The organism is Devosia sp. XGJD_8, from assembly GCF_046614475.1.
In the GTDB taxonomy this organism is placed as follows: domain Bacteria; phylum Pseudomonadota; class Alphaproteobacteria; order Rhizobiales; family Devosiaceae; genus Devosia.
Genome location: NZ_JBKJHF010000001.1, coordinates 1517575 through 1544340, shown reverse-complemented (window position 1 = coordinate 1544340; position 26766 = coordinate 1517575). Strand labels below are relative to the sequence as shown.

The following is a 26766-nucleotide window of genomic DNA, read 5'->3' as shown; positions in this document are numbered from 1 at the left end:
CACCCGGCTCGACGTCGGACATGCCCGTGCCTCGTTTGCGCCCAGTGCAGACCAAGGCGCGCGGCAGGTTGCAACGGCGCTGACAACATGGGGGGTACCCGACATGACGGCTTATATCGGCAAGCGTCTGCTGGCCGCCATCCCGGTCATCCTGGGACTGTCTATCATCGTCTTTCTGGTGATGAAGCTGATCCCGGGCGATCCGGCCCAGGCTCTGCTCGGCTCCTATGCCACGCCGGAAAATGTCGCCCGCATCAATCGCGCTCTGGGCCTCGACCGTTCCTGGCCCGAGCAATATGTCATCTGGGTAGGCAATCTACTCCAGGGCGATTTCGGGCGCTCCTATATCCTCAACCGGCCGGTTCTTGACGAGGTGATCGAGCGCTTCGGCGCCACGTTGATCCTGGCCGGCGCATCACTGGTCATCTGTTCCATTGTGGGCATTCTGGCCGGCATCGCCTCGGCGGTGCGCCAGTTCGGCTGGACGGACCGGATCGTCACCTTCTTCGTACTGGTCGGCATTTCCATGCCGGCCTTCTTCCTGGGCCTGGTCTTCATCCTGTTCTTTGCCGTGCAGTGGCGCCTGCTGCCGGCCTCGGGCATGTATGCCGTCTATGGCGGCGGCGACCTGGCCGACCTGTTGCGTCATCTGATCCTGCCAGCCGGAACCCTGGCCATTGTCGCCACCGGCGTCGTCGCGCGCCTCACCCGCGCCGCCATGCTCGAAGTGTTGCGCCAGGATTTCATTCGGACTGCCCGGGCCAAGGGCCTCAGCGAGAACGCCGTGATCTACCGCCATGCCTTCCGCGCGGCGCTGGTCTCGGTCATTCCAGTGCTGGGCATCCAGGCCGGCTTCGTCCTCGGTGGGGCGGTCTATATCGAGACCGTGTTCCAGTGGCCTGGCCTCGGCCAGATGCTGGTCAAGGCCGTCTCCACCCGTGATCTCCTCCTGGTGCAGGGCGGGGTTCTGGTCGCGGCCACGGTCTATGTTCTCGTCAATCTGCTGGCGGACGTCGCTCAGGCCATGCTCGATCCAAGGCTGAAGGCATGACCCCAAGCGTGACCACCCAGCCATCTCCCAATAGGCGCCGCAGCAATTGGCAATTGCTGATGGCCAACCGCCTCGCCGCGGCGGGCCTGTTCATCTTCGGCTTCATTCTGCTCGTGGCCATTCTGGCGCCGGTGCTGCCCATGCCCGACCCTAACATGACCGATCAGCCCAATCGCCTGCTGCCCCCGCTCAGCCAGGGCCACCTGCTGGGCACCGATCACCTGGGCCGCGACATTCTCTCGCGCCTGATCTGGGGCACGCAAATCTCCCTCATCGTCGGCATCAGTGCCACCGCGCTGGCGGCCCTGTTCGGCTCGCTGATCGGCCTCGTGGCCGGTTATGCCCGCGGCGTTACCGACAGTGTGCTGATGCGCTTTGTCGATATGCTCATGGCCTTTCCCTATATCCTTCTGGCCATTGCCATAGTTGCCGCGCTCGGCCCTGGCCTGCTCAATGCGCTCTACGCCATTGCGCTGGTCAACATTCCCTTCTTTGCTCGCAATATCAGGGGCGTGACCGTATCGATCCGCAATCGTGAATTCGTCGACGCGGCGCGCCTTTCGGGCAAGAGCCATGCCTCGATCCTGTTCACCGAGGTGCTGCCAAACGTGCTGCCCGTCATCGTCATCTCCATGTCGACCACCGTGGGCTGGATGATCCTCGAGACCGCCGGCCTGTCCTTTCTGGGTCTTGGCGCACAACCGCCCACGGCCGATCTGGGCTCCATGCTCGGCCAGGCCCGCGCCCAGCTCTTCACTGCGCCGCATGCCTCGATCATTCCCGGTGTCATGATCTTCGCGCTGGTGATGAGCATCAACCTGCTCGGCGACGGTGTCCGCGACGTGCTCGATCCACGCCTGCGCTCCGGCGCCCTCGATCGTCCCCTCTCGGTCACCCGCATTGCGCGGCAGACCACGCCGCCGGCGAGTCTGGCCGAGGCCCCGGTGCTGGTGGTCGAGCATCTCTCCACCGGCTTTGCCAATGGCGGCGCCGTGACGCCGGCCGTCCGCGACGTCAGCTTCCGCCTGGGCAAGGGCGAGTGCCTCGGCATAATCGGGGAAAGCGGCTCGGGCAAATCGGTGACGGCGCTGTCGCTGATGGGTCTGGTGGCCTCGCCGCCCGGCGTCATCACCAGCGGCGCGGTCTATATCGGCGGGCAGGATGTGCTCTCGCTGCGCGAGCAGGAGCTGATCGCCCTGCGTGGCGCCCGCGTCGCCTATGTGTTCCAGGATCCCTTGACTACACTGCACCCGCTCTTCCCGGTTGCCACCCAGATTGCCGAGGCGGTGATGGCCCACAACCAGGTGAGCAAACGCGCGGCCCACCAGCGCGCCCTTGAACTCATGCAGACGGTGGGCATTCGCGACTCTGCCGATCGGGCCAGCGCCTATCCCCATGAGCTTTCGGGTGGCCAGCGCCAGCGCATTGGCATCGCCATGGCCCTGGCCAATGACCCCGACATCATCATTGCCGACGAACCCACCACGGCGCTCGACGTGACGGTGCAGGCGCGCATCCTCGAATTGCTGCAGGACCTGCGCCGCGAGCGCGGTCTGGCGCTCCTGCTCATCACCCACGATTTCGGCGTCGTCGCCCAGGTCTGCGACCGCGTCGCGGTGATGAAGAATGGCGAGATCGTTGAGCAGGGTGAAACCGCCTCCATCCTGCGCGCACCCCAGCACGACTATACCAAGCGCCTCATCGCCTGTGTGCCCGAACTGGGCGAGGGCCATGCCTTCCTTGACCGCGTCCGCCCGCTGTTCGAGGAGATCAGGCCATGAGCCAGCCGGCAGTCGATATGCAGAACCTGGTCAAGACCTTCGGTGGTGGTCGCAACCTCTTTGGGCGTTCGGCCAGCGAGGTCCACGCCGTCCGGGGCATTTCGTTGACCCTGCAACGGGGCGAAACACTAGGCATCGTGGGCGAGAGCGGCTCGGGTAAATCGACCCTGGCGCGCATGCTGGTGGGGCTGGAACACCCGACTTCGGGCAATATGGCCATCGAGGGAAAACCGTGGTCCGAGCTGGCCGCGTCGGGTACCCGCGCCTTTGGCCGGGCCATCCAATATGTGTTTCAGGACCCCGTCGCCTCGCTCAATCCACGCAAGACCATCGGTGAAATTCTCGACGTGCCACTGCGCCTGCTTTGCGGCTATGACCGCGACCGTCGCGCCCGCCGCAAGCAGGAACTCGTCGACGCCGTGCAGATGCCGCTCGATACGCTCGAGCGCTATCCGCACGAATTTTCCGGCGGCCAGGCCCAGCGTATTGCCATTGCACGGGCGCTTGCTGCCGAGGCACGTATTCTGGTGCTCGACGAGCCGGTCAGCGCGCTCGACGTCTCGGTCCAGGCGCAGGTCCTGCTGCTGCTGCAGCAATTGCGGGACGAGCTTGGCCTATCCTATCTCTTCATCAGCCACGATCTGGCCGTGGTGGAATCGATTTCCGATCGTGTCGCCGTCATGTATCTGGGGGAAGTGGTGGAAACTGGTCCCGCCGCCCGGCTTTTTGCCACCCCGCAACACGATTACACCAGGGCCCTGATCGCCAGCGCCCCCCGCCTGACGGTATCGGACAGCCCTCCATGAGCGAACTCGACTCCCCAGAGACACCCGCGGCGGCGGCAGGTCCTCGCCGCAAGCGCACCGACGAAATCGTGGATGCCATCAAGCGCATGATCGTCGAGCACGGGCTGGCGCCAGGCGACCGCCTGCCGCAGGAACGGGAGCTGATCTCCCAGTTCGCCGCCGGCAAGAGCACGGTGCGCGAGGCGCTCAAGGCATTGGAGGTTCAAGGGCTCATCTCGGTGCGTACGGGGCCGGGTGGTGGCGCCTTCATCGAGCGCATGTCGGAAGGCCGGGCGATGAGCCTGCTGTCCAACTTTCTGTTCGCCAAGAACTTGTCCATCGCCAATATCTACGAGATGCGCAAAGTTCTGGAGCCGCAGGTCGCCGCCAGCGCCACGCCCCATATCGATGAAGCGGGCCTCAAACGCCTCGAGGCGATCATCAGCATCTACGACCACGAGCCGGCGGATCCCACCGAGCGCTGGAACCAGCGCATGGCCGAACTCGATTTTCATGGTGTCGTAGCGCAGTATTCCGACAATCCCATCCTGGCCTTTACCTGCCGGTTCCTGCAGCGCCTGCTCAAGGACCTCACCATCGCTCAGGACATCTATGTCCACCCCGAGCCCGTATCCCGCGCCCGTGGCATTCAGCACCAACGCGATCTCATCGCAGCCATGCGGCGCCGCGACGCCGAGGCGGCAGCTGCCATTCTTTCAGTGCATATGGCCGAGGCCGAACAGCACATGCTCGATCTTCAAGCCAAGCTGATGGACCGTTTCCTGACCGAAGAGGCGACGCCGGCCCGCACCAGAAAGCGCCGCACCGCATGATCGATCAGAACTACCTTCTCGACCGCCTGCTGCAATTGCTCAAGACGCCCAGTCCGGTCGGCATGACTGGACGCGCAACCGAGCTGGTCGATTCCTGGCTGCGCGAACTCGGCTATACCCCACGATATACCCGCCGGGGCGTCCTTCATGTCGAGGTGGGTGAGGGCGCCCCTCGCCGCGCCTTGGCCGTGCATCTGGACACACTTGGGGCCATGGTGAGCGAACTCAAGCCCAATGGCCGGCTGGCTTTGCGCAATACCGGGACCTGGGCGGCGCGCTTTGCCGAGGGGGCCCGTGTCACCATTTTTTCCGATACTGCAGAACACCGCGGCACGATCCTGCCGCTCAAGGCCTCCGGCCATCGCTTCAATACCGAAGTCGATAGCCAGCCTGCCGATTGGGACAATCTGGAAATCCGCGTCGACGCCATCCTGCCCGACCGGCCCAGTCTGATGGCCGCCGGTTTCAACGTCGGCGACATGGTGGCCGTCGATGCCCAGCCTGAAGTGGTGGATGGGTTCATCGTCTCCCGCCATCTCGATGACAAGGCGGGCTGCGCTACCCTGCTGGCCGTGCTGAAATCCATCAGCGACGGACAACTCAAGGTGTCGGTGCCCTTCCAGGCCATGTTCACCATCGGCGAGGAGATCGGCATTGGCGGCACGCATGGCTTCGGCCCGGACGTCGAGGAACTGCTCGCCATCGACAATGCCGTGACCGCGCCCAACCAGGCTTCGCGCGACGATGCCGTGACCATCGCCATGCGAGACCGCCAGGGTCCGTTTGACGCGCATATGACACGTCAGTTGCTGGCCCTTTGCCAGCGCGACGGCATCCGGCATGAACGCGACACCTTCCGCCACTACCGCTCCGACAGTGCAGCGGCGGTGGAGGCCGGATGGGATCTTCGTGTGGGTCTGGTATGCTTTTCACTGGACAGCTCCCACGGCTGGGAGCGAACGCACTCATCCTCCCTGCTGGAACTTGGAAAGTTGCTGGTCGCATATCTGGGAGCCGATCTTGCGCCGGCGGGCAGCCGAGAATGACTAATCCCACAGGCCGAAATGGCCCCCCGTTTGCGAGCCCAACACAAGTCTAGCCGCGAGCCGGCGACGCAGCTCTGGCCCGCGCCGCTGAAAATTGCAAAATCAACGCCGACACAGATTTGACTGGAGGCGCTGCAATAGGGTCTGCCCCCTACGGCGCCAGTGCCTCCCTCAGCGCCAAGCCCGTCGTCGTTCGCAGGTCCAGGTCGGCTTCGATGTGGTCGATGTGGGTCAGCAGGAGGGTACTGGCGCGGGGGCCGTCGTGGGCTTCGAGGGCGGCCAGGATGTCGGCGTGGTCGTTGTGGCCGCAGCTGGAGGCGCCGGAGCGGCCGTAGAGGGCGATAACCAGGGAGGAGCGGGCGACCAGCTCTTCCATGAAGCGCAGCAGGATGGCGTTGCCGGCCACGCTGGCGAGCAGCAGGTGGAAATCGCCCGAGGCATGGATTTCGGCGCGGCGGGCGGTTGGGCCGCGTTCGCCCATCAGCCGGCTTTCATCATGCAGGCGGGCGCGGAAGGTGGCGATTTCGGCCGTGGTGATGCGCTCGGCGGCGGCGCGGGCAATGCCCGGCTCGATGAGGCGGCGGGACTGAAACACCTGCCGCGCCTCGTCCGGCGTGGGATTGGCGACGAAGGCGCCGCGATTGCGCTCGGTCCGGACCAGGCCCTCGAAGGCCAGCGCCTGCAGGGCGGCGCGCACGACGGTGCGGCTGACATCGAACAGGGTGCCGACCTCGGCCTCGTTGAGCTTGGTGCCGGGCGCCAGGCGGCGGTCGACAATGGCATCGCGCAAATGATCGCGGATCATCGCCGCACGGTCTTCGGCGACGAATGGTCCGCTGAAAGTCTGGTCTGTAAGCGTCATGGTTCACCCGGTCGGCCATTCATAGGAAGAATCGCGCCGCAACGGAAGCGGCAAGTCGCATACAGACGCCAGCTAGGATTGCATACAATCTTGGCAGATAATGGGAACACTTGCACAGGAATCAGGCATTTCGTGGCGCTGCCCATTTATCGCACATTACCGATGAAGGTGAATTGAACCCGAATATCAATGGGTTATTGCGTGCGGCCGAGTCTGGCACGGCGGATGCATAGAGTTTCCCGACAATCGGGGGACGCTGGATGTCGAAAGCTGCCGAGATCGATATCGCATCGGTTTCCAAAATCTACGGCAAGACCACGGCGGTGGATGCCATCAGCCTGAAGATACCGGCGGGCAGCTATTGCTGCCTGCTCGGGCCCTCGGGCTGCGGCAAGACCTCGACGCTGCGGATGATTGCCGGGCATGAAAGCGTTTCGATCGGCGACATCGTGCTGGGCAAGGATGTGGTGACCCACCTGCCCCCGGCCAAGCGCGGCACGGCGATGATGTTCCAGTCCTATGCGCTGTTTCCGCATCTGGACCTCGTCGACAATGTCGCCTTCAGCCTCAAGATGAGCGGTGTCGACAAGGAAACGCGCCGCGCCAGGGCGCTCGACATGCTCAGGCTGATGCAGATGGATGCCTATGCCAGCCGCAAGCCGGCGCAGCTATCGGGCGGACAGCAGCAGCGCGTGGCGCTGGCAAGGGCGCTGATCACCGACCCTGAAGCGCTGCTGCTGGACGAGCCGCTGTCGGCGCTCGACCCGTTTCTTAAGATCCGCATGCGGGCCGAGCTCAAGAAGCTGCAGAAGCAGCTCGGCATCACCTTCGTGCATGTGACCCACAGCCAGGAAGAGGCCATGGCGCTGGCCGACCTCATCGTGGTGATGAGCGACGGGCGCATCGAGCAGGCGGCGACCCCGCGCGAGGTGTTCGAGCGGCCGGCCACGGCTTTTGTCGCGCGCTTCATGGGCGATCACAATGTGATTTCCGGCAAGGTGGCGGGTTCATCCAGCGGGCTTGTCAGCTTTGAGGTAGTGGGCGGCGCAACATTTTCGGCCTCGGGTGCGCTCCGCCCAGCGGGCACGGATGTCGACGCCGCCATACGCACCGATCACGTGCGGATCGGGGAGAGCCCGGTCAAGGGGCTGGGCTTTACCGGCATCGTCTCCAATCTCGAATATCGCGGCCCGACGGTGAAGCTCACCATCGAAGGCGCCGGCATTGCCGAATTCACCGCCATCATCACCGACACGGCCTTTTACGCGACGCCCGTCGCGGTGGGCGAGGCGGTGCCGCTCCATTGGGACGCCGGGGACGCGATCATCCTCGGCTCACCCGATCGTTAAGACCAGCCAGCAACAGGGACATCAGGCTATGACAGAGACCACCAAGACGACCGGCATTTCCCGCCGTAACCTGCTCAAGACCGGCGCGGCCGCCGTGGCCGGCACGGCGCTCGGCTCGGGCGTCATCACCGGCTTCCCCACGATCTGGGCGCAGAACCCGATCACGCTGCGCCAGTTCGGCACCGGCGTGTCGAACCTCAATGCCATTGCCGAGAAGTGTAAGGAAGACCTGGGCATCACGCTGGAAATGACGGCGACGGACTCCGACGCCGCAGCCCAGCGCGCCGTGACGCAGCCGGACAGCTATGACATTGCCGATATCGAATACTGGATCCTCAAGAAGGTGTTCCCCACCGGGGTGATCCAGCCGATGGATACAAGCCGCCTGACCTATTACGACAAGATCGTGCCGCTGTTCAAAACCGGCAAGCTGCTGCCTGACAGCGTCATCGCGCAGGGTACCGCGCCGCATACGGTGGGCTTTGTCGATGGTCCGGACAGCAAGGAATTCGCCAAGGGCGAGACGGGCTGGTTCACCATGGTGCCGACGATCTACAATGCCGATACGCTGGGCATCCGCCCCGACCTGGTCGGCCGCGACATCACCACCTGGGCCGATATCATGGACCCGGCCTTCAAGGGCAAGACGGCGATCATCAACGTGCCCTCGATCGGCATCATGGATGCGGCGATGATCATGGAAGCCATGGGCAATATTACCTATGGCGACAAGGGCAACATGACGACGGCCGAGATCGATGCGACCATCGATTTCCTGATCAAGGCCAAGCAGGACGGGCAATTCCGCGCCTTCTGGAAGAGCTTTGACGAGAGCGTCAACCTGATGAGCTCGGGCGAGGTGGTGATCCAGTCCATGTGGTCGCCGGCCGTTGCCGCCGTGCGCTCCAAGGGGATCGAATGCAAGTACCAGCCGCTCAAGGAAGGCTATCGCAGCTGGGGCGGCGGGTTGGGCCTGGCCGCGCATCTGGAAGGCGCGCAGCTCGATGCGGCCTATGAATATATCAACTGGTACACGTCGGGCTGGGTCGGCGGCTACCTCAACCGGCAGGGCTATTACTCGGCGGCCATGGAGACAGCCAAGGAGCACATGTCGGCCGACGAATGGGGCTTCTGGATTGAGGGCAAGCCGGCCCAGGGCGACATCCTGGCGCCCGACGGCACGGTCATGGAAAAGGCCGGCGCCGTGCGCGATGGCGGCTCGTTCGAAGAACGCATGGGCAAGGTCGCCTGCTGGAACTCGGTGATGGACGAAGACCGCTACATGGTCCGCCGCTGGAACGAGTTCATCGCGGCCTAGGCCGCTCGACACTCGGCTTCCCTCTCCGCGCGGGGAGGGGAGCCACGGACTTATCCTCCCACCGGGGCGAGGGTGTAGACTGCGCGCAGGAGGACGATCGGACATGAACACGCTGCTTACGCGCGCCACGCCCTATCTGCAGGCAACGCCGCTGCTGGTCATTCTTGGCTTCTTCCTCGCCATTCCGATCCTGCTGCTGCTGGTCGTCAGTTTCTGGGACTATGACTTCGCCGGGATGTATCCCGACTTCATGACGCTCAACTATGCCGAGACGCTGGGCAGCTGGGTCACCTGGCGAACCTATGGCAATACGCTGAAATTCGCGGTCACGGTCTGGGCCATCACCGCCTTTGTCGGCTTCTGGGTGGCCTATTTCCTGGCCTTTCACGTGCGGACAGCAACCATGCAGATGGTGCTGTTCCTGGTCTGCACGGTGCCGTTCCTGACCTCCAACATCATCCGCATGATCTCGTGGATCCCGGTGCTGGGGCGGAACGGGCTGATCAATTCCGGGCTGGTGGGCGCCGGGGTGGTCGAGCAGCCGATCGAGTGGCTGCTCTATTCGGATTTTGCCGTCGTGCTGGCCATGGTGCACCTTTACACGCTGTTCATGGTGACACCGATCTTCAACACCATGATGCGCATCGATAAATCCCTGGTCGAGGCGGCGCGCGATGCCGGCGCGGCGGACTGGCAGATCATCTGGAATGTCATCCTGCCGTTGGCCAAGCCGGGCATCGCCATCGGGTCGATCTTCGTGGTGACGCTGGTTATGGCGGATTTTTCCACCGTGCAGGTGATGAGTGGCGGGCAGAGCGCCTCGGTGGCGCTGATGATGCGCAACCAGATGAGCCTGCTGCAATATCCGGCGGCGGCGGCCAATGCGATCGTGCTGCTGGTGGTGGTGCTGTTCATGGTCGCGGGCATTCTGCGCGTGGTCGATATTCGCAAGGAGCTGTGAGATGGGCGGCGAAAAGCGGACAGCCGGCTTTTATGTGCTTGCAGCGTTCTTCGTGCTGTTCGTGCTGTTTCTCTACGGACCGCTCTCGGCGGTGTTCATCCTCAGCTTCCAGGGGCCACAGGGCGGGCTGACCTTTCCTCTGAATGGCGTGTCGCTGCGCTGGTTTCAGAACCTGTTCGAGACGCAGGCGGTGGGGAATTTCGGCGCCAGTTTTGGGCGCTCGCTGATGCTGGGACTGATGGTTATGACGGCGACCGTGCTGGTGTCGCTGCTGGCGGGTCTGGCCTTCCGGCGCAAGTTTGTCGGGGCGACGTCGCTATTCTACCTGACGGTGGCCAGCCTGGTGGTGCCGTCGATCATCGTGTCTCTGGGCATTGGCGTGCTGTTCCAGCAGGTGGGGTTCCGGCCGGCCTGGTTCAGCTCGGCTTTTGGCGCGCACCTGACCTGGACCCTGCCTTTTGGCGTCCTGATCATGTTCGCGGTGTTCAACCGCTTCTCGCCCTCCTACGAGGAAGCGGCGCGCGACCTGGGGGCGAGTTCGTGGCAGACCTTTGCCCATGTCGTTCTGCCGATGATTGCGCCGAGCCTGATCGGGGTGGGGCTGTTCGGTTTCTCGCTGAGCTATGATGAATTTGCCCGGACGCTGATGACGTCTGGCAGTTCCAATACGCTGCCGCTCGAGATCTATGGCATGACCACAAATGTGACGACGCCAGTGCTCTATGCGCTGGGGACGGTGACGACGCTGTTCTCGTTCCTGGTTATCCTGGCAACACTGGGCGCCATTCTGCTCCTCAACCGTCGCCGGGCGCGCGCATGACCCGCATTGCCGTCGTCAATCCCAACACCACAGCCAGCATGACGGCAACGATCGGCCACGCAGCCCGCCTGGTGGCGGGATCAGGGACCGAGATCGTCGCGGTTACGTCGAGCATGGGGCCGGTATCGATCGAGGGCTATTATGACGAAGCCTTCGCCCTACCCGGCCTGCTGCGCGAGATCGGCCGGGCAGAGCGCGAGGGCATGCAGGCAGCGGTCATCGCCTGCTTTGACGATACCGGGCTGGATGCGGCGCGAGCCATGGTGCGGATGCCAGTGATCGGCATTTGCGAGGCGGCGCTGGCGACGGCATCGTTCATCGCCAAGCGCTTCACCGTGGTAACGACGATGGAGCGCTCGCGCGTCCCTATCGAGGAACTGGTGCAGCGCTATGGCATGGCCGGGCGGGCGCGGGTGCGGGCGGCCAATATTGCCGTACTGGCGCTGGAAGACCCCAATTCGGGAGCGCGGGACCGGCTGCGCAACGAGATCGTGCGGGCCATCGCCGAGGACAATGCCGAGGCCATCGTGCTGGGCTGCGCGGGTATGGCCGACTTGGCGCAAACGCTCGCCCACGAATTCGGCATGCCGGTGATCGACGGGGTGGGTGCGGCGGTAAAGCAGGCCGAGGCGCTGGTGGCGCTAGGCCTTGGGACCAGCAAGCGCGGCGCCTATGCCGCGCCGGTGGCCAAGCCCTATCTGGGCGCGCTTGCCGAGTTTGCTCCAGCATGACGCGGGTGATCCGCAGGCTGGACTGGGCTGCGGCGGAAGGATGGAATCCCGGCCTGGGTGACGCCCTGCCCTTCCAGGCGGCCGACCCAGACGGGTTTATCGGCGCCTTTGTGGATGGGGTCATGGTGGCCGGTATTTCGGCGGTGGCCTATGACGAGCGCTTCGGCTTTATCGGCCTCTATATCTGCCACAAGAACTGGCGCGGCCAGGGGCACGGCAAGGCAGTGTGGGATGCTGGGATGGCGCATCTGGGAAGCCGAACGATCGGGCTCGATGGGGTGCCCGAGCAGCAGGCCAATTATGGTCGCATGGGGTTCGAACAGACCTACGAAACCATTCGCTTCAGCGGAACACTGGCGCGCCAGACATCCGCGGCGCGGCCGGCCGAGCTGGACGCGGTTGCGCGCTATGACCGTGCTTGCTTTCCGGCAGAAAGACGAGACTTTTTAAGGGCCTGGCTGTTGCCACCCAACCGGTGCCTCGCCGTTTCAGTGGGGGGCGCCGTGCGGGGATATGCAGTGTCGCGGCCTTGTGTGGAAGGGTACAAGATCGGGCCGTTGTTTGCCGATACTGCGGAGGTGGCGCTCGAGCTGATGGGAGCGATGACTGGTCCGCTGCACATTGATGTGCCAGTGCAGCAGGTGGACTTTATCGAGGCGCTGCGAGGACAAGGATTTGTACCCCGTTTCATGACTGCACGCATGTATCGGGGACCGGCGCCCAGGCTGGAACAGCATCGGGTGTTCGGAATTACCAGCCTGGAGCTGGGATAGGAACGCAAGGTTGATTGTATCAGGATTCCTGATATGCCTTTGTCGATCCTGCGATGTCCGGAACCGCCAGCCACATGAGCCGCAACTTTCTTGTCGTCGACCCTGAAGAAGACATCGAGGTGCTCAAGGGTCTGGCGTCGCCCATCCGGGTCCGGATCCTCAAGCTGCTGCATATGCAGGGCGCGATGAACGGCAATGATATTGCCGAGAAGCTCGACCTGCCGCAGTCGACCGTTTCGACCAATATCCAGATCCTGGAAGGCGCGGGGCTGATCCGCACCGAGACGCAGAAGGCGCGCAAGGGTAACCAGAAGATCTGCCACTCGACGTTCGACGAAGTGCTGGTGATGTTCAAGGAAGACATCAAGCCACTGAGTTCGAACACAATCGAAGTGGCAATGCCACTGGGGCTCTATACCAGTTGCGAAGTCTCGGCGCCGTGCGGGCTATGCTCGGTAGATGGCATTATCGGCCTGCTCGACGTGCCCGACACATTTCTCGATCCCGACCGGATGAAGACGGGCCTGATCTGGTTTACCCGGGGCTATGTCGAATACCAGTTCCCCAACAATGCCAAGCTGAGCCAGCACAAGATCGAGGCCATGGAGTTTTCGATGGAGCTGAGCTCGGAAGTGCCCGGCACGTCCGCCGACTGGCCGAGCGACATTACCCTGTCGGTCAATGGCACCGAAATCGGCACCTGGATGAGCCCTGGCGATTTCGGCGACAAGCGCGGCGTTTACACGCCGGATTGGTGGAAGCTGAAGGGCAGCCAGTACGGCAAGCTCAAGAGCTGGCGGGTGACGCTGGACGGCACCTATGTGGACGGGGTGAAGATTTCTCCGATCTCGCTGGTGGATCTGGACCTGGCCAACCACCACTCGATCCGCCTGCGCATTGCCGTCAAGGACGACGCTAAACATCCGGGCGGCATCAATATTTTCGGTCGAGGCTTCGGCAATTACGACCAGGAAATCATCATGCGGCTGCAAACGGCGCGCTGAAAACAAATAATCATATTTTTGCCTCGCGACCCTTGCGCGATCCTCAAGGCCTCGTTTACAACGGGGTAACTGATATAAATCAGAAAAACGGGATTAGAGGGAGGACGTCGTCGTGAAAGCGTCTGTGGTTGCGCATAAGGACTATACGATCAGCAAAATCGATGATCGTGTCTATGGGGCATTTCTCGAGCATCTCGGGCGGGCCGTGTATGAGGGCATATACGAGCCGGACCATCCGACGGCCGACAAGGATGGCATGCGCGGCGACGTGGCCAAGCTGGTCAAGGACCTCAATGTCCCCGTGGTCCGCTATCCCGGTGGCAACTTTGTCTCGGCCTATAACTGGGAAGACGGCATCGGGCCGCGCGAGCAGCGTCCGACCCGGCTGGACCTGGCCTGGCATACCTCCGAGAGCAATGCGGTGGGCGTGCATGAATTTGCCGACTGGTGCGCCACTGTCGGCACGGAGATGATGCTGGCGGTGAACCTGGGTTCGCGCGGCGTCGACGAGGCGCGTAACTTCCTCGAATATGTGAACCATCCCGGCGGCAGCTACTGGAGCGACCTTCGCATCAAGAACGGCCGCAAGGAGCCCTGGAACGTCAAGATGTGGTGCCTCGGCAACGAGATGGACGGGCCCTGGCAGGTCGGCCACAAGGATGCCGACGAATATGGCAAGCTGGCCGCCAACACGGCGCGCGCCATGCGCATGTTCGACAAGTCGCTGGAGCTGATCGTCTGCGGCTCATCGCATATGGACATGCCGAGCTTCCCTGACTGGGAACGCATCGTGCTCGAGCATACCTATGAGCATGTCGACCATATCAGCCTGCACATGTATTTCGCCAATCGCGACGACAATACGCCTAACTATCTGGGGCTGAGCCACAAACTCGAGCGCTATATCGACACCGTCGCCTCGACCATCAAGCAGGTGAAGACCAAGAAGAAGTCCAGCAAGGACATCTATATCTCTTTCGACGAGTGGAACGTCTGGTACCATTCCAACAAGAAGGATCGCGAGATCCTGGACGGCAATGGCGGCTGGCCGCATGCGCCGGGCCTCTTGGAAGACATCTACAATTTCGAAGACGTGCTGATGGTCGGGCTGATCCTCAACACCTTTATCCGCCGCTCGGATGTGGTGAAGATCGCCTGTATTGCGCAGCTGGTGAACGTCATCGCCCCGATCATGACGGAAAAGGGCGGCCCGGCCTGGGCGCAGACGATCTACTACCCCTATTACTTCGCTTCGGTCTTCGGCCGCGGCACGGCCTTGCAGCTGGCAACCCGTTCGCCCGGTTACGAAACCACTCATGCCAAGGACACCCCATTCGTGGACGTGTCCGGCGTGCACAATGAGGAAGACGGGACGCTGAGCTTCTTCCTGGTCAACCGGCACACGAGCGAAAGCATCGACACCGAAGTAAGCCTGCAGGGCTTCGGCAAGGGCACGATCATCGACCACCAGGTGATGACCCATCCAGACCTCAAGGCGGTGAATACGGCCAAGAAGCAGGATGAGGTTGCGCCGAAGAAGGGCGATGGCGCCAAGATCGATGGCGATACGCTCAGCGTCAGACTGCCGCCCTATTCGTACCAGATGGTGCGGGTGAAGCTCTAGCGGTCCGGGCCGCGGCGCCACAAAAGCGCCGCGAGTCTGACCGGTGAATGAACGACGTCAGACCCTGAAATCACCGCACTTTACGTGGGGCGTACCGGCATCGGTGCGCCCCACATTATTGTGTATCATGATTTCCGATTTACATCATGAAGCACGTTGACAGCCCCGATTGGCTGGTTAAGTATGACTTATGATGGCGCCCAAACGCGCCGCGAGCGGGAATGCGAAACGCATCCCAAAAGGGAGGATTTGATGGACAGACGTAGCTTCATGCTCGGCACCGCCGCCGGCGCATTGTTGATTTCGGCCAAGGGCCTTGCCTTCGCGCAGGACGCCGCTGGCTCCGCACCCGATCTCAACCAGTTTCCCCGCAACGAGACCGTGATCGTTCACAACCCGGAAGGCGTGATACGCAATCCGGGCTGGTTCAACTTGTGGGCCAATGGCGGCGGCGGCCTGAGCACGGGCCTGCAGCAACTGACGGCCGACACCTTCTGGTACATCGACCCCGATGCCGGCATCGAGGGCGCGAGCGAAAACGCCATCTACTACTCGCTGGCCGAAGGTCCGTGGGAATATAACGACGACTTCAGCGAGATGACGGTGCGACTGCGCCAGGGCATCCTGTGGAGCGATGGCGTCGAATTTACTGCGGACGACGTGGTGTTTACCGTCGAAAAGCAGGCGGCAACGCCCGGCACCGGCTGGTATGGCGCCTTCTCGACCCAGGTCGCAAGCGTCACGGCCGAAGACAAGTACACGGTCAAATTCGTGCTCAACGCGCCGAATTCCCGCTTCCACACCACCTTCTCGGTGCGCTGGAACGCTGCCTGGATCATGCCCAAGCATGTGTTCGAGGGTGTCGAAGACATCGTCGCGTTCGAGAACAACCCACCGGTCAGCCTTGGCCCCTACACGCTGCATTCGTTCGACCCGAACGGCACCTGGTATATCTGGGAAAAGCGCGCCGACTGGGACAAGACCACGATGGCGCTGGTTGGCGAACCGAAGCCGAAATATGTCATCTACCGGAACAACATTTCGACCGACAATCGCCTGATCGAAATGCGCAACGGCAACCTGGACATGATCCACGACCTGTCGCCGGAAGGCACGTTCTCGATCGTGGAACAGGATCCGGACGTGCAGGGCTGGTTCCCGGGCTTCCCCTATGCCCATCCCGACCCGACCCTGCCAATGGCCGTGTTCAACCTGCAGAACCCGATGTTCCAGGACAAGCGCGTGCGCTGGGCGCTCACGCTCATGCTGGATGCACGGGCGATGTCCATGGCGTCTTATCGTGGCGCTGCAACCCTGTCGGCGATTTCCATCCCGCCAACGGGCACGCATCCGCGCGACTACCATGCGCCACTGCAGGAATACCTGACCAACTTCGAGATCGACACCGGCACAAGGGTGATCAAACCCTACGACCCCGATGTCGGCCTGCAGATCGCCGAAATGGTGCGTCCGCAGTTTGGCGATCAGGTGCCAACCGATCCGGACGCCATCCGCAACGCCTTCGGGTATGGCTGGTGGAAGACCGATGTCGCGGCGGCAGAAGAGCTGCTCACGGCTGCCGGCTTCACCAAGAACGGCAATCAGTGGATGATGCCGGATGGCCAGCCATTCGCCTTCAGCGTGCTGATTCCGCAGGAAGGCGTGATCAACCGCCTCGGCGTGATGATCGCCCAGAGCTGGAGCCAGAACGGCGTCCAGGCCACGGCAGAAGTCGCGACCGATATCTGGGATCGTACCGGAGCCGGTGACTTCGACGTGGAAATCGGCTGGGCCGTGGAAACCTATGGCGGTCACCCCGATCTCGCCTTCTTCCTCGACAGCTACCACTCGTCCTTTGTTGTCGAACCCGGCGAAACCCAGCCAGGCCGCAACTGGATGCGCTGGAAAGATCCGCGCCTCGACGAGATCATCAACAAGGTGCGCGGCATCGACTTCAACGATCCCAAGGCCCTCGAATACGGGATCGAGTTCGTCAAGCTGCATCTCGAGGAGATGCCGAACATCCCGATCATGTCCTACAACGTGTTCTCCATGCAGTCGAACAGGTTCTGGACGGGTTGGCCGAGCGCCGAAAACCCCTATGCGAACCCGGTGACCAACTGGTCCAACGCGAAGTACATCTTCACGCAGATCACCCCGGTAAGCTGACAGCGTCCTCCCGGATGGCGGGGCCGAAAGGCTCCGCCGCTCCGAGGGGTGCGGTGTCTTCGCACCCCTCGCATTGTCTTCTGGCGGCGATGCCGTCACGAACGCCGTCTTCCCTTCTCCCCTTGAGGGAGATGGTGCCCGAAGGGCGGATGAGGGGTCAGAGCCATCCAATTGCGGTGAAGCATGGCATGGCGCAGCACCCTCACCCGGAAATCCGCTGAACGCGGGTTTCCACGCTCTCCCCCAAGGGAGAGGGGAAATCGAGCAAGTGGACAGTCTGGACCACTCGGCCATAGGCCTCGTGGCCTTCTCACCTCAAATCGCTCCACCGGAGCGATTTGCCCAAGGGACGGTTCGAAGTATGCATGGTTACCTGTTGTTTGCCGGGAAGCGCGCGCTGCTGATGTTGGCAGTGATCTTCTTTGGCGTGTCTCTGACTTTCCTGGTGACACACCTGTCGCCCATCAACCCGGTGGAAGCGGCGCTGGGCCGCATGACGGCACGGTCGGTGTCCAATCCGGAAGCGATCGTGGCCATGCGCGCCGCGCTGACCGAGCTCTATGGCGTTGAAGCGCCGCTCTGGTCGCAATATCTCAATTTCTGGGGCCGCCTGGTGCGCGGCGACCTTGGGCCATCACTCATGGCCTTTCCCACGCCGGCCATGACGCTGGTGATGCGCGCCATGCCCTGGACGGTGACACTGCTGACCGTTGCCACGCTGATCACCTTCGTGGTGGGCAATATCCTGGGCGGTCTGGCCGGCTACAGCCAGAACAACAAGTTCCTCAAGGCCTTCGGTATCGTGGCGATCGCCATCCAGCCGGTGCCCTACTACATCGTCGCCTTCATCCTGCTGATCATCTTCGGGTTCCTGTGGCCGATCCTGCCCATTTCAGGTGGCTTCGCCATGAATGTCACGCCGGGCATGAACTGGCCCTATATCAGTTCGGTACTGCAGCATGCGATCCTGCCCGCGAGCTCGCTGGTGCTGGTCGGCTTCGGCGGCTGGTTCCTGGGCATGCGGGCGCTGGTCAGCAATGTGGTGACCGAGGACTATGTGACCTATGCCGAACTGGCTGGGGTCAAGAAATCGACCATTGTCGGCGGCTATGTGATGCGCAATGCGCTGGTGCCGCAACTGACGGCGCTGGCCATGGCGCTGGGCGGCGTGTTCTCCGGCACTGTCATCACCGAGCAGGTGTTCAACTATCCGGGCCTGGGTTCGCTGCTGATCGATGCGGTGAATGCCGGCGACTATTCGCTGGTGCTGGCGGTTTCGACCGTGTCGGTGACCGCGGTGGCCATCGCCATCTTCATCGTCGACCTGCTCCATCCCCTGCTCGATCCACGCATAAGGGCGGAGTAGCACCATGTTTGCCGTATTCCGCGACCTCATTCGCTACAATATCGAATTCGCCATCGGCGTCGTGCTGGTGACCATCGTGGTGCTCTTCGCCCTGCTGAGCTTCTTCTCACCGGTCGATACCTCGCTCATCTATCTGACCATCCCGGATCAGCCGCCCTCCTGGCAGTACTGGTTCGGCACCAATTCGCGCGGCCAGGACATGTTCTGGCAGCTCAGCACGGCGCTGCGAAACTCGCTGACCTTCGGCCTGATCGTGGCGCTGATCAGCCGGGTCATCTCGATCACCGTCGGCCTGCTGGCCGGCTATCTCGGTGGCTGGGTCGACCGGGCGTTGATGTTCGTCAACGACATCTTCGTGGCCGTGCCGATCTTCCCGGTGCTGGTGCTGTTCTATTTCGTGCTGCGCAACAACATGGACAGCCTGACGCTGGCACTGATCATGGCGTGCTTCGGCTGGCCGTTCGACGCCCGGCTGATCCGCTCGGTAGCGCTGGGGCTCAAGCATCGCGAATTCACCCGCCATGCCGTATTTGCCGGGATGAGCACGCGCAAGGTGCTGCTGGAAGAGCACCTGCCCTATGTGATGCCGATCGTGTTCGCCACCTTCATGAACAACATGCTGTGGTCGATCGGGCTGGAGGTGACGCTGGCTGTGCTCGGCTTCACCAATATCAACAACCCCACCTTTGGCACGGTGCTCTACTGGGCCAATTCGCACTCGGCCATGGTGGTGGGCGTGTGGTGGTGGATCGTGATCCCGGTCATCCTGATCGTGATGACCTTCCTGGGCCTGTTCCTGCTGGCCATGAGCATGAACGAATATATCGACCCACGCAGCCGTCTTCGGAGGATGGGCGCATGAGGGGGGAAGGCTTAGTTCTTTCTCCCCTTGAGGGAGAAGGTGCCCCGAAGGGGCGGATGAGGGGTCTTTGCGACAGCCGCAAACCCAGAGCCTGGGGGAAGAACCCCTCACCCGTCTCGCGCTGCGCGCGATCCACCTTCTCCCTCAAGGGGAGAGGGGGAGCCCGAGTTGGTAGAGAGTATTGCGCATGACCCAAGACCTGCTCAAAGTCGACGGCCTCAAGGCCTATTACCAGATGGACTATTTCGGCGTGACCCGGGAGGTGCGGGCGGTCGACGATATCACCATGACCATCCGCAAGAACGAGGTCTATGGCATTGCCGGGGAAAGCTCGTCGGGCAAGACGAGCTTCATCAAGGTGCTGGCCGCCGCCATAAGACCGCCGATGCGGATCGTGGCGGGGACGGTGAAATACGACTTCAAGAACGGGCCGATCGATGTTGCGACGGCCTCGGAAGCCCAGATCGAGGGCATCCGCTGGCGGCACCTGAGCTACATCATGCAGGGCTCGATGAGTGTGCTCAATCCGGTGCGGCGCATCGGCAAGACCTTCGAGGACTTTGCCAAAAGGCCCCTGGGCCTGTCGGGCGAGGCCTATCGGGCGCGTATCCTCAATCACCTGGAACGGCTGAAGCTGCCGGCCGACGTGCTGCGGGCCTATCCGCATGAACTGAGTGGCGGCATGCGGCAGCGCGTGACCATCGGGCTGGCGACGGTGTGCCACCCCGAATTCGTCATTGCGGACGAGCCGACGACCGCGCTCGACGTGGTGGTGCAGAAGGAAGTGCTGGGGCTGATCCGCGAGATCCAGCAGGACATGGGAAGCTCGGTGGTGTTCGTCACCCATGACATGAGCGTGCATGCCAATATGGCTGACCGGGTGGGTATCATCTATGCCGGCCGGCTGGTGGAGGAAGGGCCGACGCGGCAGATGTTCTTCGCTCCCAAGCATCCGTATACGGCGCATCTGGTGGCCAGCCTGCCCCGCATCGGCGACACGACGCAGCGACCGGCACTGGAAGGGCGGCCGCCGAGCCTGGCCAATCCGCCCGCGGGCTGCCGGTTTCATCCGCGCTGCCCGCTGGCGATCGACAAATGCAAGACCGAAGTGCCACCGCTCGAAACGGTGGGGCCGGACCATCGCACCGCCTGCTGGCGGTGGCGGGATGTAGAGCCGCTGGTCAAGCCGCAGGCCATGCAGGGGGTGATCGCATGAGCAATCTCCTTGAGGTCAGCAACGTCTCCAAGCGATTCACCATGGGCGGGCTGTTCGGCCGAAAGACCGTGGACGCGGTGGATGATGCCAGCCTGACGCTGAGCGCGGAAACGCCGGAAATCTTCACCATTATCGGGGAGAGCGGCTCCGGCAAGACGACGCTGGCCCGCATGATCCTGGGGCTGGAACTGCCCAGCAGCGGGGAAATCAGCTTTCGCGGCAAGACGGTGAGCCATCGTGTCGGGCGGCAGGAGCGGCTGGAATTCATGGCCAATGTGCAGCCGGTGTTCCAGAACCCGTTCGAGGCATTCAATCCGCTCAAGCGCATCGACCGCTACCTGGAATCGACGGCCAGGCGGTTCCTCAAGCTCAGCCAGCGGGACGACCTCGATGGCGCCATGGACGGGGCGCTGCAGAAGGTGGGGCTGAGCCTGGCCGAAGTGAAGGGCCGCTATCCGCACGAAATGAGCGGCGGGCAATTACAGCGCGCGGCTATCGCGCGGGCGCTGATCCCCAATCCGCCGCTGCTGGTGGCAGACGAGCCTGTATCGATGGTGGATGCGTCGCTGCGGATGAGCATCGTCAACCTGCTCAAGAGCCTGCGCGACGACCTGGGCGTTTCGGTCATCTACATCACGCATGACCTGGCGACAGCCTATTACATTTCCAACCGGCTGATCATCATGCAGCGCGGGCGGATCGTCGAAATGGGCGATGCGCGCACGGTGCTGGACAATCCCGAGCATCCCTATTCGCGGCTGCTCAAGGCGAGCGTGCTGAGCACCGAGGATGCCGGCGACGGCAAGCTGGCGACCGATCCTGGCATGGTCACGCTCGCGGGTGAGCTGGTGGGACGGCCGGGCCGGCTGGTGGATCGGGCCGATGGGCGGATGGTGAGGGTCTACGGCTGATGAGTGCTCCGATCTATCGCGATCCGATTGCCGATGGGGCGGCGGATCCGACCGTCATCCGCAAGCAGGGCACGAACGAATGGTGGATGTTCTACACCAACCGGCAGCCGGCGGCGGAGGGGCCGAATTTCACCTGGATCCATGGCTCGCCGATCGGGATCGCGGTGAGTACGGATGACGGGGCGAGCTGGACCTATCGCGGCACGGTGGCGGGGCTGGATGACCCCAGGGATGTCGGGCAGCGCAATACGCACTGGGCGCCGGAGGTGATCTGGGCCGAGGGGCAGTATCACATGTGGCTGAGCTATATTCCGGGCGTGCCGGACAACTGGCCGGGCGTGCCGCGGACGATCACGCATTTCACCAGCCCCGATCTCGAGACCTGGACGCGCATTGGGCCCCTGAGCCTCAACGGGCCGCGGGTGATCGATGCCTGCATGCTCAAGTGTCCCGATGGGCTGTGGCGCATGTGGTACAAGGACGAGGATGCCGGCTCGAGCACCTGGAGCGCTGTCAGCACGGACCTGTTCGAGTGGCGGCAGGAGGGTATGGTGCTGCCCGGCTCGCCGGACGGGCCGCCGCATGAGGGGCCCAATGTGTTCGTGCTGGGCGGCTGGCACTGGCTGATCGTCGATGAGTGGCGGGGCCAGGGTGTCTATCGCTCGGATGATGCGGTGAACTGGACGCGGCAGGGGCTGATTGCCGACCAGCCGGGAGCCGACCCGATGGACCGGCGGTTTGCGCGGCATGCCGATGTGGTGGTCGTGGGCGAGCACGGGGCGATGTATTATTTCACCCATCCCGAGTGGGAAGAGACGCGTGACAAGGCCGGACCGCCCGATGTGGCGGCGCGCAAGACGGCGGTGCATCAGGGGCGGTTGACCGTGGTGGACGGGGTGCTGGTGTTCGAGCGGGACGTGCCGGCCGGGATGGCGCTGCTGCGGGCCTGATCAACGTGCGGACGGGCGCTCGAACAGGATCGAGGCGTGTTCCTTGTAGGTGGTGCGGGCGTATTCGGTGTAGCCGAGCCGGGCGGCCAGCCGCAGCGATGGCGCATTGTCCGGATCAATCAGGCAGACGGTGCGGGGCATGGATTGATCGGCCCAGTCGAGGACGGCGCCGAGCGCCTCCCGGGCCAGGCCCCTGCCCTGAAATTGCGGCAGCATGGCCCAGCCGGCCTCCGGGGTAGCGCCCAGGGATGGTTCGATGTCGCGGTGAAAATCGGCGAGACCGAACTCGCCGACAATGCCGCCGGTGGCCCGGTCCGAGGCGAGGAAATAGCCGTAACCGAGCAGTTGCCAATGTCCGGCATAGTGCAGCATGCGGGACCACACCTCTTCGGGCGTGCTGGGGCGGCCGCCAATGTAGCGCGTCACATCAGGGTCGGCCCAGAGGGTGCAGCAGGCGGCGAAGTCGGCTGCCGTGTGGGCGCGGAGGACGAGGCGGTCGGTGATGAGGATCGGCTGCAAGAGCTTGGACACGCTGGGACTCATCATGCTCCCTGTGAGCACTTCCATTGTTTCGGCAGGCCCCCTCACCCGGCGCTATCGCGCCGACCTCTCCCCCGAAGGGAGAGGTGAAGAGCGTCAGCCGCCCGCGATGGCGGTGCGGGGCATTTCGGATAGGATTTCGGCCTTGCCGTTGCGGATGATGACGATTTCCTCGAGGCGCAGGCCGAAGCGGCCCTGGAGATAGATGCCCGGCTCGATGGAGAAGACCATGCCCTCTTCAAGCACCGTCGGGCTGGTGGCGGTGATGTAGGGCGTTTCATGCACGTCGATGCCGAGCCCATGGCCGGTGCGGTGCAGGAAATTGGGGCCATAGCCGGCTTCGGTGATGACGTCGCGGGCAGCCTTGTCGACGGCGCTGGCCGCCACGCCCGGCCGGGCGGCGGCGATGGCGGCGGTGACGGCGCGATCGAGGATGGCGTGGATCTCTTCAAAGCCCTGCGGCTTGCTGCCGAAATAGCCGACACGGGTCATGTCGGAGGGGTAGCCGTGAATGCGGCCGCCGGTATCGATCAGCACGGCGTCGCGATCCTTGAGGCGCGTGTCGCCGGTATGGTGATGCGGGAAGGCGCCGTTGGGGCCGAAGCAGACCGAGCAGAATTCGGTGGTGGCGCCATGAGCCTTGTAGAAATCGCGGATGACGGTGGCGACTTCGTATTCGGTGATGCCGGGGCGAAGCGCGGCAAAGCCGGCGGCCATGGCGGCGTCGTTGAGCACGGCGCTCTTCTTGAGCGCATCGTATTCGGCATCGTCCTTGCGGGAGCGGAGATAGCCGACCGTGTCCTGGGTGAAGCGGCGGCGCGCGCCGGGCAGTGCGTCGAGCACGAGCAAGGCGAAATCGGTGCGCATGGTTTCGTCGAGGACGATGGAGGGGGACGCTGGGACGCCGGTGGCGGCGAGCAGGTCCTTCAGCGCAACGTCCGGGCCATCGGCATCGGCCCAGGGGAAGAAGGGCAGATCGGTATGCTGGCGGGCGCTGTCGACATTGAGCGCGGGCATGAGGAAGCCAGCAAAGGTCGGCGACACCATCAACAGGACCGGGCGCTCATCGCCATGCGGCGAGAGATCGGCCAGATAGAGCATGTGGCTGGAGGGTCCGATGACCACAAGATCGGTACCGGTTTCGGCCATCCGGGCGCGGAGATTGGCGAGGCGGGTCGTGAGGGTGGGGTTCATGGTGGGCTCGGATGGTTGTGTCTAGTGTGCTGCTGGACCAAAGGGGTTCTCGTCACCCCCTCCTAGATCCCCAATTACGGGGAGGTTTCGCTCCACTCCTGGGGCGAGGTCAGATTGGCCCACGAAGGAAGGGCGAACGAGAAACGCCAACCTACAGCGGATACGCGGAAGGATCGCAGCCCCTCATTCGCCCCTTCGGGGCTCCTTCTCCCACGAGGGGAGAAGGGATCGCGTTTGCGGTACGCCTTGGCCATTCGAGCAGAGCTCTCATGGCCTAGCGACCTCCAATCGCTCCACCGGAGCGATTGGCCTGCTGGGACGGTCGTTATTCCTTCGTCACGAGGCGGTAGTAGACGAAGTCGGAGGTGGCGCCGTTGACGAAGCCGTTGACGGCATCGGCCATGGCGACCTGCTTGGCGGCCTGGAACATGATGACGATCGGGCTTTCGGCCTGGACCTGCTTCTGCAGTTCCACATAACGCTCGTTGCGAGCGGTCTGATCGGCTTCGGCCAGGGCGGCAGTGACTTCGTCATTCATCTCCTGGGGCACGGCCCAGGCGTTACGCCAGGTCGTGGTTGCCGTGTAGTTGTCGTCGGCATTGTTGGAGTTGTAGGCGAAGGCCTTAGCGTTGGAGTGCGGGTCCATGAAGTCCGGGCCCCAATAGAGCAGCATGGCCTGGTGGGTGCGCTCACGGTACTTGGTGATCACCTGGGCGCCGGTGCCGGGCAGGATCTCGAAGTTGATGCCGGCTTCGGCAAAGCCGGCCTGCAGCGACTGCGCAATGTCGGTGAACGGCGCCGAATTGATCACGTCGAGGGTGACGTCGATCGGCGTGGTGATGCCGGCATCAGCCAGGATCTGCTTGGCCTTTTCGACGTCATAGGTGAATGGCGTCTCGTCATAGGAGCCGGGGAAGCCCTTGGGCCAGAAGGCCTGGTGCTTTTCCATCTGGCCGGCGAGGAAGGACTGGGTCATCCCGTCGTAATCGACGAGGTAACGGGCAGCTTCCCACACGGCCGGAGGGGTGAGCTCTTCGGTCTTCTGGTTGAAGGACAGGAAGTGGACGGCGGCCTGGGGATAGGTTTCCACCTTGATGCCGTCGCCCAGACCGGAAATCTGGTCGGGGGTCAGGTTCTTGGCCATGTCGACATCGCCCGAGGTCAGCAGCAGCTGCTGGGTGGCGGCTTCGGCGACGTGACGGATGAGCACCTGCTTCATGGCGGGGGCGCCGCGGAAGTAGGTTTCATTGGCGGTGAGACGAACGATTTCGGCCGGGCGATAGTCGGTCAGCACGAAGGGGCCGGAGCCGGCCGAATTGGTGTTGAGCCAGGCATTGCCCCAGTCTTCACCTTCGACATGCTGGGAGACCAGCACTTCGTCGACGATGGAGGCCGGACGGGAGGCCAGCACGTTGAGCACGAAGGCAGAGGCGAAATCGCCTTCCCACTGCACCACGACCTTGCCATCGACGATGGTGACCATGGAGTCGATGTTTTCCGGGGTCCAGCCGAGCTGGGTGAGGATAAAGGCCGGCGTGAGGTTGAGCGTGACGACGCGCTTGAAGGAGTAGAGCACGTCTTCGGGGCGGACCGGATTGCCCGAGGCAAAGGTCGCGTCGCGCAGGGTGAAGGTGATGGTCTTGGCGGCTTCGTCGGCCACCCATTCGGAAGCAAGGCCGCCGACAAGCGCGGTTGTGTCCTCGGCTTCGTACTGCACCAGGCGGTCATAGACGTTGGTGTTGATCTCGCCGGAGGTGAATTCATAGGCCTGGGCGGGATCGAGCGCGACGATGTCATCGATGTTCTGGGCAATGACCAGGGCATCGGCAGGCGTGGCGGCATAGACGGCGCCGGCTGCCAGCGGCAGCGTAAGCGCGGTCGCGAGCAAAGCAGCTCTAAACAGCTTCATGTGCGTTTCTCCTTTTTGACGACTTTTTTCTTCACCGGCTTGGGGCCGGGTTTTGCAACCGCCGCGACCTGCCGCGAGGGCTTGGCCGAGGAACGGAAGAGGGTAAGCGTGCCAGTCCAGAGGAGGCGCGCGGGCTGGTCGGTGTGGTTGGACCAGGAATGGGGGCGGTTGCCGCGGAAGTGCAGGCTATCGCCAGCGCTCATCACCATCTCGTCGCCATCAAGGCGCTGGGTGATGGAGCCTTCGAGCACATAGAGGATTTCCTCGCCCTCATGCGCCACGGTTTCCGAGCTGTAACCGGGCGGCACGGTCATGACGAAGCTGGAGAGCAGGTTGCCGGGAAAATCGGTGCCCAGCCGCTCATAGATGATGGATGAGCCATCAAGGGAAAAGCGGTTGCGCTGGCCGGAGCGGGTGAGCGCAGCCTGGGCCGTGGGGGCGGACACGAAGTAGTCGATGCCGACGCCCAGCGCCCGGGCAATGCTGGCCAAAGTGCCCAGCGACGGGGTGGCGTGATCGCGCTCGACCTGGCTGAGATAGCCCACCGAAACCTCGGCCGACTTGCCCAGAGCTTCGAGCGTCATGTGCTGCTGACGGCGGCGCGCACGGATCAGCGCACCCACTTTGGGATGCCCTTCCAGTTCCGACTTTGCCAGTGCGGCGCCTGCCATCGGGTCCACCATAATTTTTTTGATATAAGCAAAGTTTTCT

General features: G+C 63.2%; 24 protein-coding genes. 19 read left to right on the top strand and 5 right to left on the bottom strand.

The features are described 5' to 3' along the window. The first annotated feature begins 103 nt into the window (after positions 1–103). From ACLI1C_RS07215 to ACLI1C_RS07195, 5 genes are read left to right on the top strand one after another with little or no spacing between them, the layout of a single operon-like run. Positions 104–1051 (top strand): ABC transporter permease, encoded by a 948-nt coding sequence (locus ACLI1C_RS07215; RefSeq protein WP_411396203.1) that lies wholly within the window; start codon positions 104–106, stop codon positions 1049–1051. Continuing rightward, complete coding sequence (locus ACLI1C_RS07210; RefSeq protein WP_411396202.1) at positions 1048–2832, top strand: dipeptide/oligopeptide/nickel ABC transporter permease/ATP-binding protein; 1785 nt, start codon at positions 1048–1050, stop codon at positions 2830–2832. Before ACLI1C_RS07215 ends, ACLI1C_RS07210 begins: the two co-directional genes overlap by 4 nt. Further along, positions 2829–3638: an ATP-binding cassette domain-containing protein gene (locus ACLI1C_RS07205; RefSeq protein ID WP_411396201.1), complete on the top strand. Its 810-nt coding sequence runs from the start codon at positions 2829–2831 to the stop codon at positions 3636–3638. Before ACLI1C_RS07210 ends, ACLI1C_RS07205 begins: the two co-directional genes overlap by 4 nt. Beyond that, positions 3635–4450: a FadR/GntR family transcriptional regulator gene (locus tag ACLI1C_RS07200; RefSeq protein WP_411396200.1), complete on the top strand. Its 816-nt coding sequence runs from the start codon at positions 3635–3637 to the stop codon at positions 4448–4450. The genes ACLI1C_RS07205 and ACLI1C_RS07200 overlap by 4 nt, the downstream gene beginning before the upstream one ends. Then, positions 4447–5496 (top strand): osmoprotectant NAGGN system M42 family peptidase, encoded by a 1050-nt coding sequence (locus tag ACLI1C_RS07195; protein WP_411396199.1) that lies wholly within the window; start codon positions 4447–4449, stop codon positions 5494–5496. Before ACLI1C_RS07200 ends, ACLI1C_RS07195 begins: the two co-directional genes overlap by 4 nt. 151 nt (positions 5497–5647) lie before the next feature. On the opposite strand, the gene ACLI1C_RS07190 is transcribed toward ACLI1C_RS07195, so the two are convergent. Beyond that, positions 5648–6358, bottom strand: a complete 711-nt coding sequence (locus ACLI1C_RS07190; RefSeq protein WP_411396198.1) for a GntR family transcriptional regulator — start codon at positions 6356–6358, stop codon at positions 5648–5650. Between the two features lie 260 nt (positions 6359–6618). On the opposite strand from ACLI1C_RS07190, the gene ACLI1C_RS07185 reads away from it, so the two are divergent. The 14 genes from ACLI1C_RS07185 to ACLI1C_RS07120 all read left to right on the top strand — a co-directional run bounded on the left by ACLI1C_RS07185 (position 6619) and on the right by ACLI1C_RS07120 (position 22412). Then, the gene (locus ACLI1C_RS07185) at positions 6619–7707 is read left to right on the top strand and encodes an ABC transporter ATP-binding protein (RefSeq protein WP_411396197.1); all 1089 of its coding nucleotides are present in this window, start codon (positions 6619–6621) and stop codon (positions 7705–7707) included. A gap of 28 nt (positions 7708–7735) precedes the next feature. Beyond that, on the top strand, positions 7736–9025 hold the full coding sequence (locus ACLI1C_RS07180) for an ABC transporter substrate-binding protein (RefSeq protein WP_411396196.1): 1290 nt from the start codon (positions 7736–7738) through the stop codon (positions 9023–9025). A 103-nt stretch (positions 9026–9128) separates the two neighbouring features. Next, positions 9129–9986, top strand: coding sequence for an ABC transporter permease (locus ACLI1C_RS07175; protein WP_411396195.1), 858 nt, complete (start codon positions 9129–9131; stop codon positions 9984–9986). 1 nt (position 9987) lies between these two features. Next, positions 9988–10806, top strand: coding sequence for an ABC transporter permease (locus ACLI1C_RS07170; protein WP_411396194.1), 819 nt, complete (start codon positions 9988–9990; stop codon positions 10804–10806). Continuing rightward, on the top strand, positions 10803–11537 hold the full coding sequence (locus ACLI1C_RS07165; RefSeq protein WP_411396193.1) for an aspartate/glutamate racemase family protein: 735 nt from the start codon (positions 10803–10805) through the stop codon (positions 11535–11537). Before ACLI1C_RS07170 ends, ACLI1C_RS07165 begins: the two co-directional genes overlap by 4 nt. Continuing rightward, positions 11534–12310, top strand: a complete 777-nt coding sequence (locus ACLI1C_RS07160) for a GNAT family N-acetyltransferase (RefSeq protein ID WP_411396192.1) — start codon at positions 11534–11536, stop codon at positions 12308–12310. The genes ACLI1C_RS07165 and ACLI1C_RS07160 overlap by 4 nt, the downstream gene beginning before the upstream one ends. A gap of 74 nt (positions 12311–12384) precedes the next feature. Further along, the gene (locus tag ACLI1C_RS07155) at positions 12385–13314 is read left to right on the top strand and encodes an ArsR/SmtB family transcription factor (RefSeq protein WP_411396191.1); all 930 of its coding nucleotides are present in this window, start codon (positions 12385–12387) and stop codon (positions 13312–13314) included. A gap of 112 nt (positions 13315–13426) precedes the next feature. After that, the gene (locus ACLI1C_RS07150; RefSeq protein WP_411396190.1) at positions 13427–14938 is read left to right on the top strand and encodes an alpha-N-arabinofuranosidase; all 1512 of its coding nucleotides are present in this window, start codon (positions 13427–13429) and stop codon (positions 14936–14938) included. Positions 14939–15208: 270 nt separating this feature from the next. Beyond that, positions 15209–17107: an ABC transporter substrate-binding protein gene (locus tag ACLI1C_RS07145; protein ID WP_411398249.1), complete on the top strand. Its 1899-nt coding sequence runs from the start codon at positions 15209–15211 to the stop codon at positions 17105–17107. A gap of 361 nt (positions 17108–17468) precedes the next feature. Beyond that, positions 17469–18473: an ABC transporter permease gene (locus tag ACLI1C_RS07140; RefSeq protein ID WP_411396189.1), complete on the top strand. Its 1005-nt coding sequence runs from the start codon at positions 17469–17471 to the stop codon at positions 18471–18473. A 4-nt stretch (positions 18474–18477) separates the two neighbouring features. Continuing rightward, positions 18478–19335 carry an ABC transporter permease gene (locus ACLI1C_RS07135; RefSeq protein ID WP_411396188.1) on the top strand — a complete coding sequence of 286 codons (858 nt, stop codon included), beginning with the start codon at positions 18478–18480 and terminating at the stop codon, positions 19333–19335. A 187-nt stretch (positions 19336–19522) separates the two neighbouring features. Next, on the top strand, positions 19523–20551 hold the full coding sequence (locus ACLI1C_RS07130; protein WP_411396187.1) for an ABC transporter ATP-binding protein: 1029 nt from the start codon (positions 19523–19525) through the stop codon (positions 20549–20551). Further along, complete coding sequence (locus ACLI1C_RS07125) at positions 20548–21462, top strand: ABC transporter ATP-binding protein (RefSeq protein ID WP_411396186.1); 915 nt, start codon at positions 20548–20550, stop codon at positions 21460–21462. Before ACLI1C_RS07130 ends, ACLI1C_RS07125 begins: the two co-directional genes overlap by 4 nt. Next, positions 21462–22412, top strand: coding sequence for a hypothetical protein (locus tag ACLI1C_RS07120; RefSeq protein WP_411396185.1), 951 nt, complete (start codon positions 21462–21464; stop codon positions 22410–22412). Before ACLI1C_RS07125 ends, ACLI1C_RS07120 begins: the two co-directional genes overlap by 1 nt. On the opposite strand, the gene ACLI1C_RS07115 is transcribed toward ACLI1C_RS07120, so the two are convergent. From ACLI1C_RS07115 to ACLI1C_RS07100, 4 genes are all read right to left on the bottom strand, one after another. Beyond that, positions 22413–22943, bottom strand: a complete 531-nt coding sequence (locus tag ACLI1C_RS07115; RefSeq protein WP_411396184.1) for a GNAT family N-acetyltransferase — start codon at positions 22941–22943, stop codon at positions 22413–22415. Positions 22944–23048: 105 nt separating this feature from the next. Beyond that, positions 23049–24146: a M24 family metallopeptidase gene (locus tag ACLI1C_RS07110; protein WP_411396183.1), complete on the bottom strand. Its 1098-nt coding sequence runs from the start codon at positions 24144–24146 to the stop codon at positions 23049–23051. Between the two features lie 325 nt (positions 24147–24471). Further along, entirely contained in the window at positions 24472–26055 is a 1584-nt protein-coding gene (locus ACLI1C_RS07105; RefSeq protein ID WP_411396182.1) for an ABC transporter substrate-binding protein, read from the bottom strand. Then, complete coding sequence (locus ACLI1C_RS07100) at positions 26052–26726, bottom strand: helix-turn-helix domain-containing protein (RefSeq protein ID WP_411396181.1); 675 nt, start codon at positions 26724–26726, stop codon at positions 26052–26054. The genes ACLI1C_RS07105 and ACLI1C_RS07100 overlap by 4 nt, the downstream gene beginning before the upstream one ends. Positions 26727–26766 lie beyond the last annotated feature (40 nt).

Bases quoted from the DNA above. Each gene is read 5' to 3' on its own strand.
- ACLI1C_RS07215 (WP_411396203.1), top strand. From the start codon at position 104: ATGACGGCTTATATCGGCAAGCGTCTGCTGGCCGCCATCCCGGTCATC.
- ACLI1C_RS07210 (WP_411396202.1), top strand. From the start codon at position 1,048: ATGACCCCAAGCGTGACCACCCAGCCATCTCCCAATAGGCGCCGCAGC.
- ACLI1C_RS07205 (WP_411396201.1), top strand. From the start codon at position 2,829: ATGAGCCAGCCGGCAGTCGATATGCAGAACCTGGTCAAGACCTTCGGT.
- ACLI1C_RS07200 (WP_411396200.1), top strand. From the start codon at position 3,635: ATGAGCGAACTCGACTCCCCAGAGACACCCGCGGCGGCGGCAGGTCCT.
- ACLI1C_RS07195 (WP_411396199.1), top strand. From the start codon at position 4,447: ATGATCGATCAGAACTACCTTCTCGACCGCCTGCTGCAATTGCTCAAG.
- ACLI1C_RS07190 (WP_411396198.1), bottom strand. From the start codon at position 6,358: ATGACGCTTACAGACCAGACTTTCAGCGGACCATTCGTCGCCGAAGAC.
- ACLI1C_RS07185 (WP_411396197.1), top strand. From the start codon at position 6,619: ATGTCGAAAGCTGCCGAGATCGATATCGCATCGGTTTCCAAAATCTAC.
- ACLI1C_RS07180 (WP_411396196.1), top strand. From the start codon at position 7,736: ATGACAGAGACCACCAAGACGACCGGCATTTCCCGCCGTAACCTGCTC.
- ACLI1C_RS07175 (WP_411396195.1), top strand. From the start codon at position 9,129: ATGAACACGCTGCTTACGCGCGCCACGCCCTATCTGCAGGCAACGCCG.
- ACLI1C_RS07170 (WP_411396194.1), top strand. From the start codon at position 9,988: ATGGGCGGCGAAAAGCGGACAGCCGGCTTTTATGTGCTTGCAGCGTTC.
- ACLI1C_RS07165 (WP_411396193.1), top strand. From the start codon at position 10,803: ATGACCCGCATTGCCGTCGTCAATCCCAACACCACAGCCAGCATGACG.
- ACLI1C_RS07160 (WP_411396192.1), top strand. From the start codon at position 11,534: ATGACGCGGGTGATCCGCAGGCTGGACTGGGCTGCGGCGGAAGGATGG.
- ACLI1C_RS07155 (WP_411396191.1), top strand. From the start codon at position 12,385: ATGAGCCGCAACTTTCTTGTCGTCGACCCTGAAGAAGACATCGAGGTG.
- ACLI1C_RS07145 (WP_411398249.1), top strand. From the start codon at position 15,209: ATGCTCGGCACCGCCGCCGGCGCATTGTTGATTTCGGCCAAGGGCCTT.
- ACLI1C_RS07140 (WP_411396189.1), top strand. From the start codon at position 17,469: ATGCATGGTTACCTGTTGTTTGCCGGGAAGCGCGCGCTGCTGATGTTG.
- ACLI1C_RS07135 (WP_411396188.1), top strand. From the start codon at position 18,478: ATGTTTGCCGTATTCCGCGACCTCATTCGCTACAATATCGAATTCGCC.
- ACLI1C_RS07130 (WP_411396187.1), top strand. From the start codon at position 19,523: ATGACCCAAGACCTGCTCAAAGTCGACGGCCTCAAGGCCTATTACCAG.
- ACLI1C_RS07125 (WP_411396186.1), top strand. From the start codon at position 20,548: ATGAGCAATCTCCTTGAGGTCAGCAACGTCTCCAAGCGATTCACCATG.
- ACLI1C_RS07120 (WP_411396185.1), top strand. From the start codon at position 21,462: ATGAGTGCTCCGATCTATCGCGATCCGATTGCCGATGGGGCGGCGGAT.
- ACLI1C_RS07110 (WP_411396183.1), bottom strand. From the start codon at position 24,146: ATGAACCCCACCCTCACGACCCGCCTCGCCAATCTCCGCGCCCGGATG.
- ACLI1C_RS07105 (WP_411396182.1), bottom strand. From the start codon at position 26,055: ATGAAGCTGTTTAGAGCTGCTTTGCTCGCGACCGCGCTTACGCTGCCG.
- ACLI1C_RS07100 (WP_411396181.1), bottom strand. From the start codon at position 26,726: ATGGCAGGCGCCGCACTGGCAAAGTCGGAACTGGAAGGGCATCCCAAA.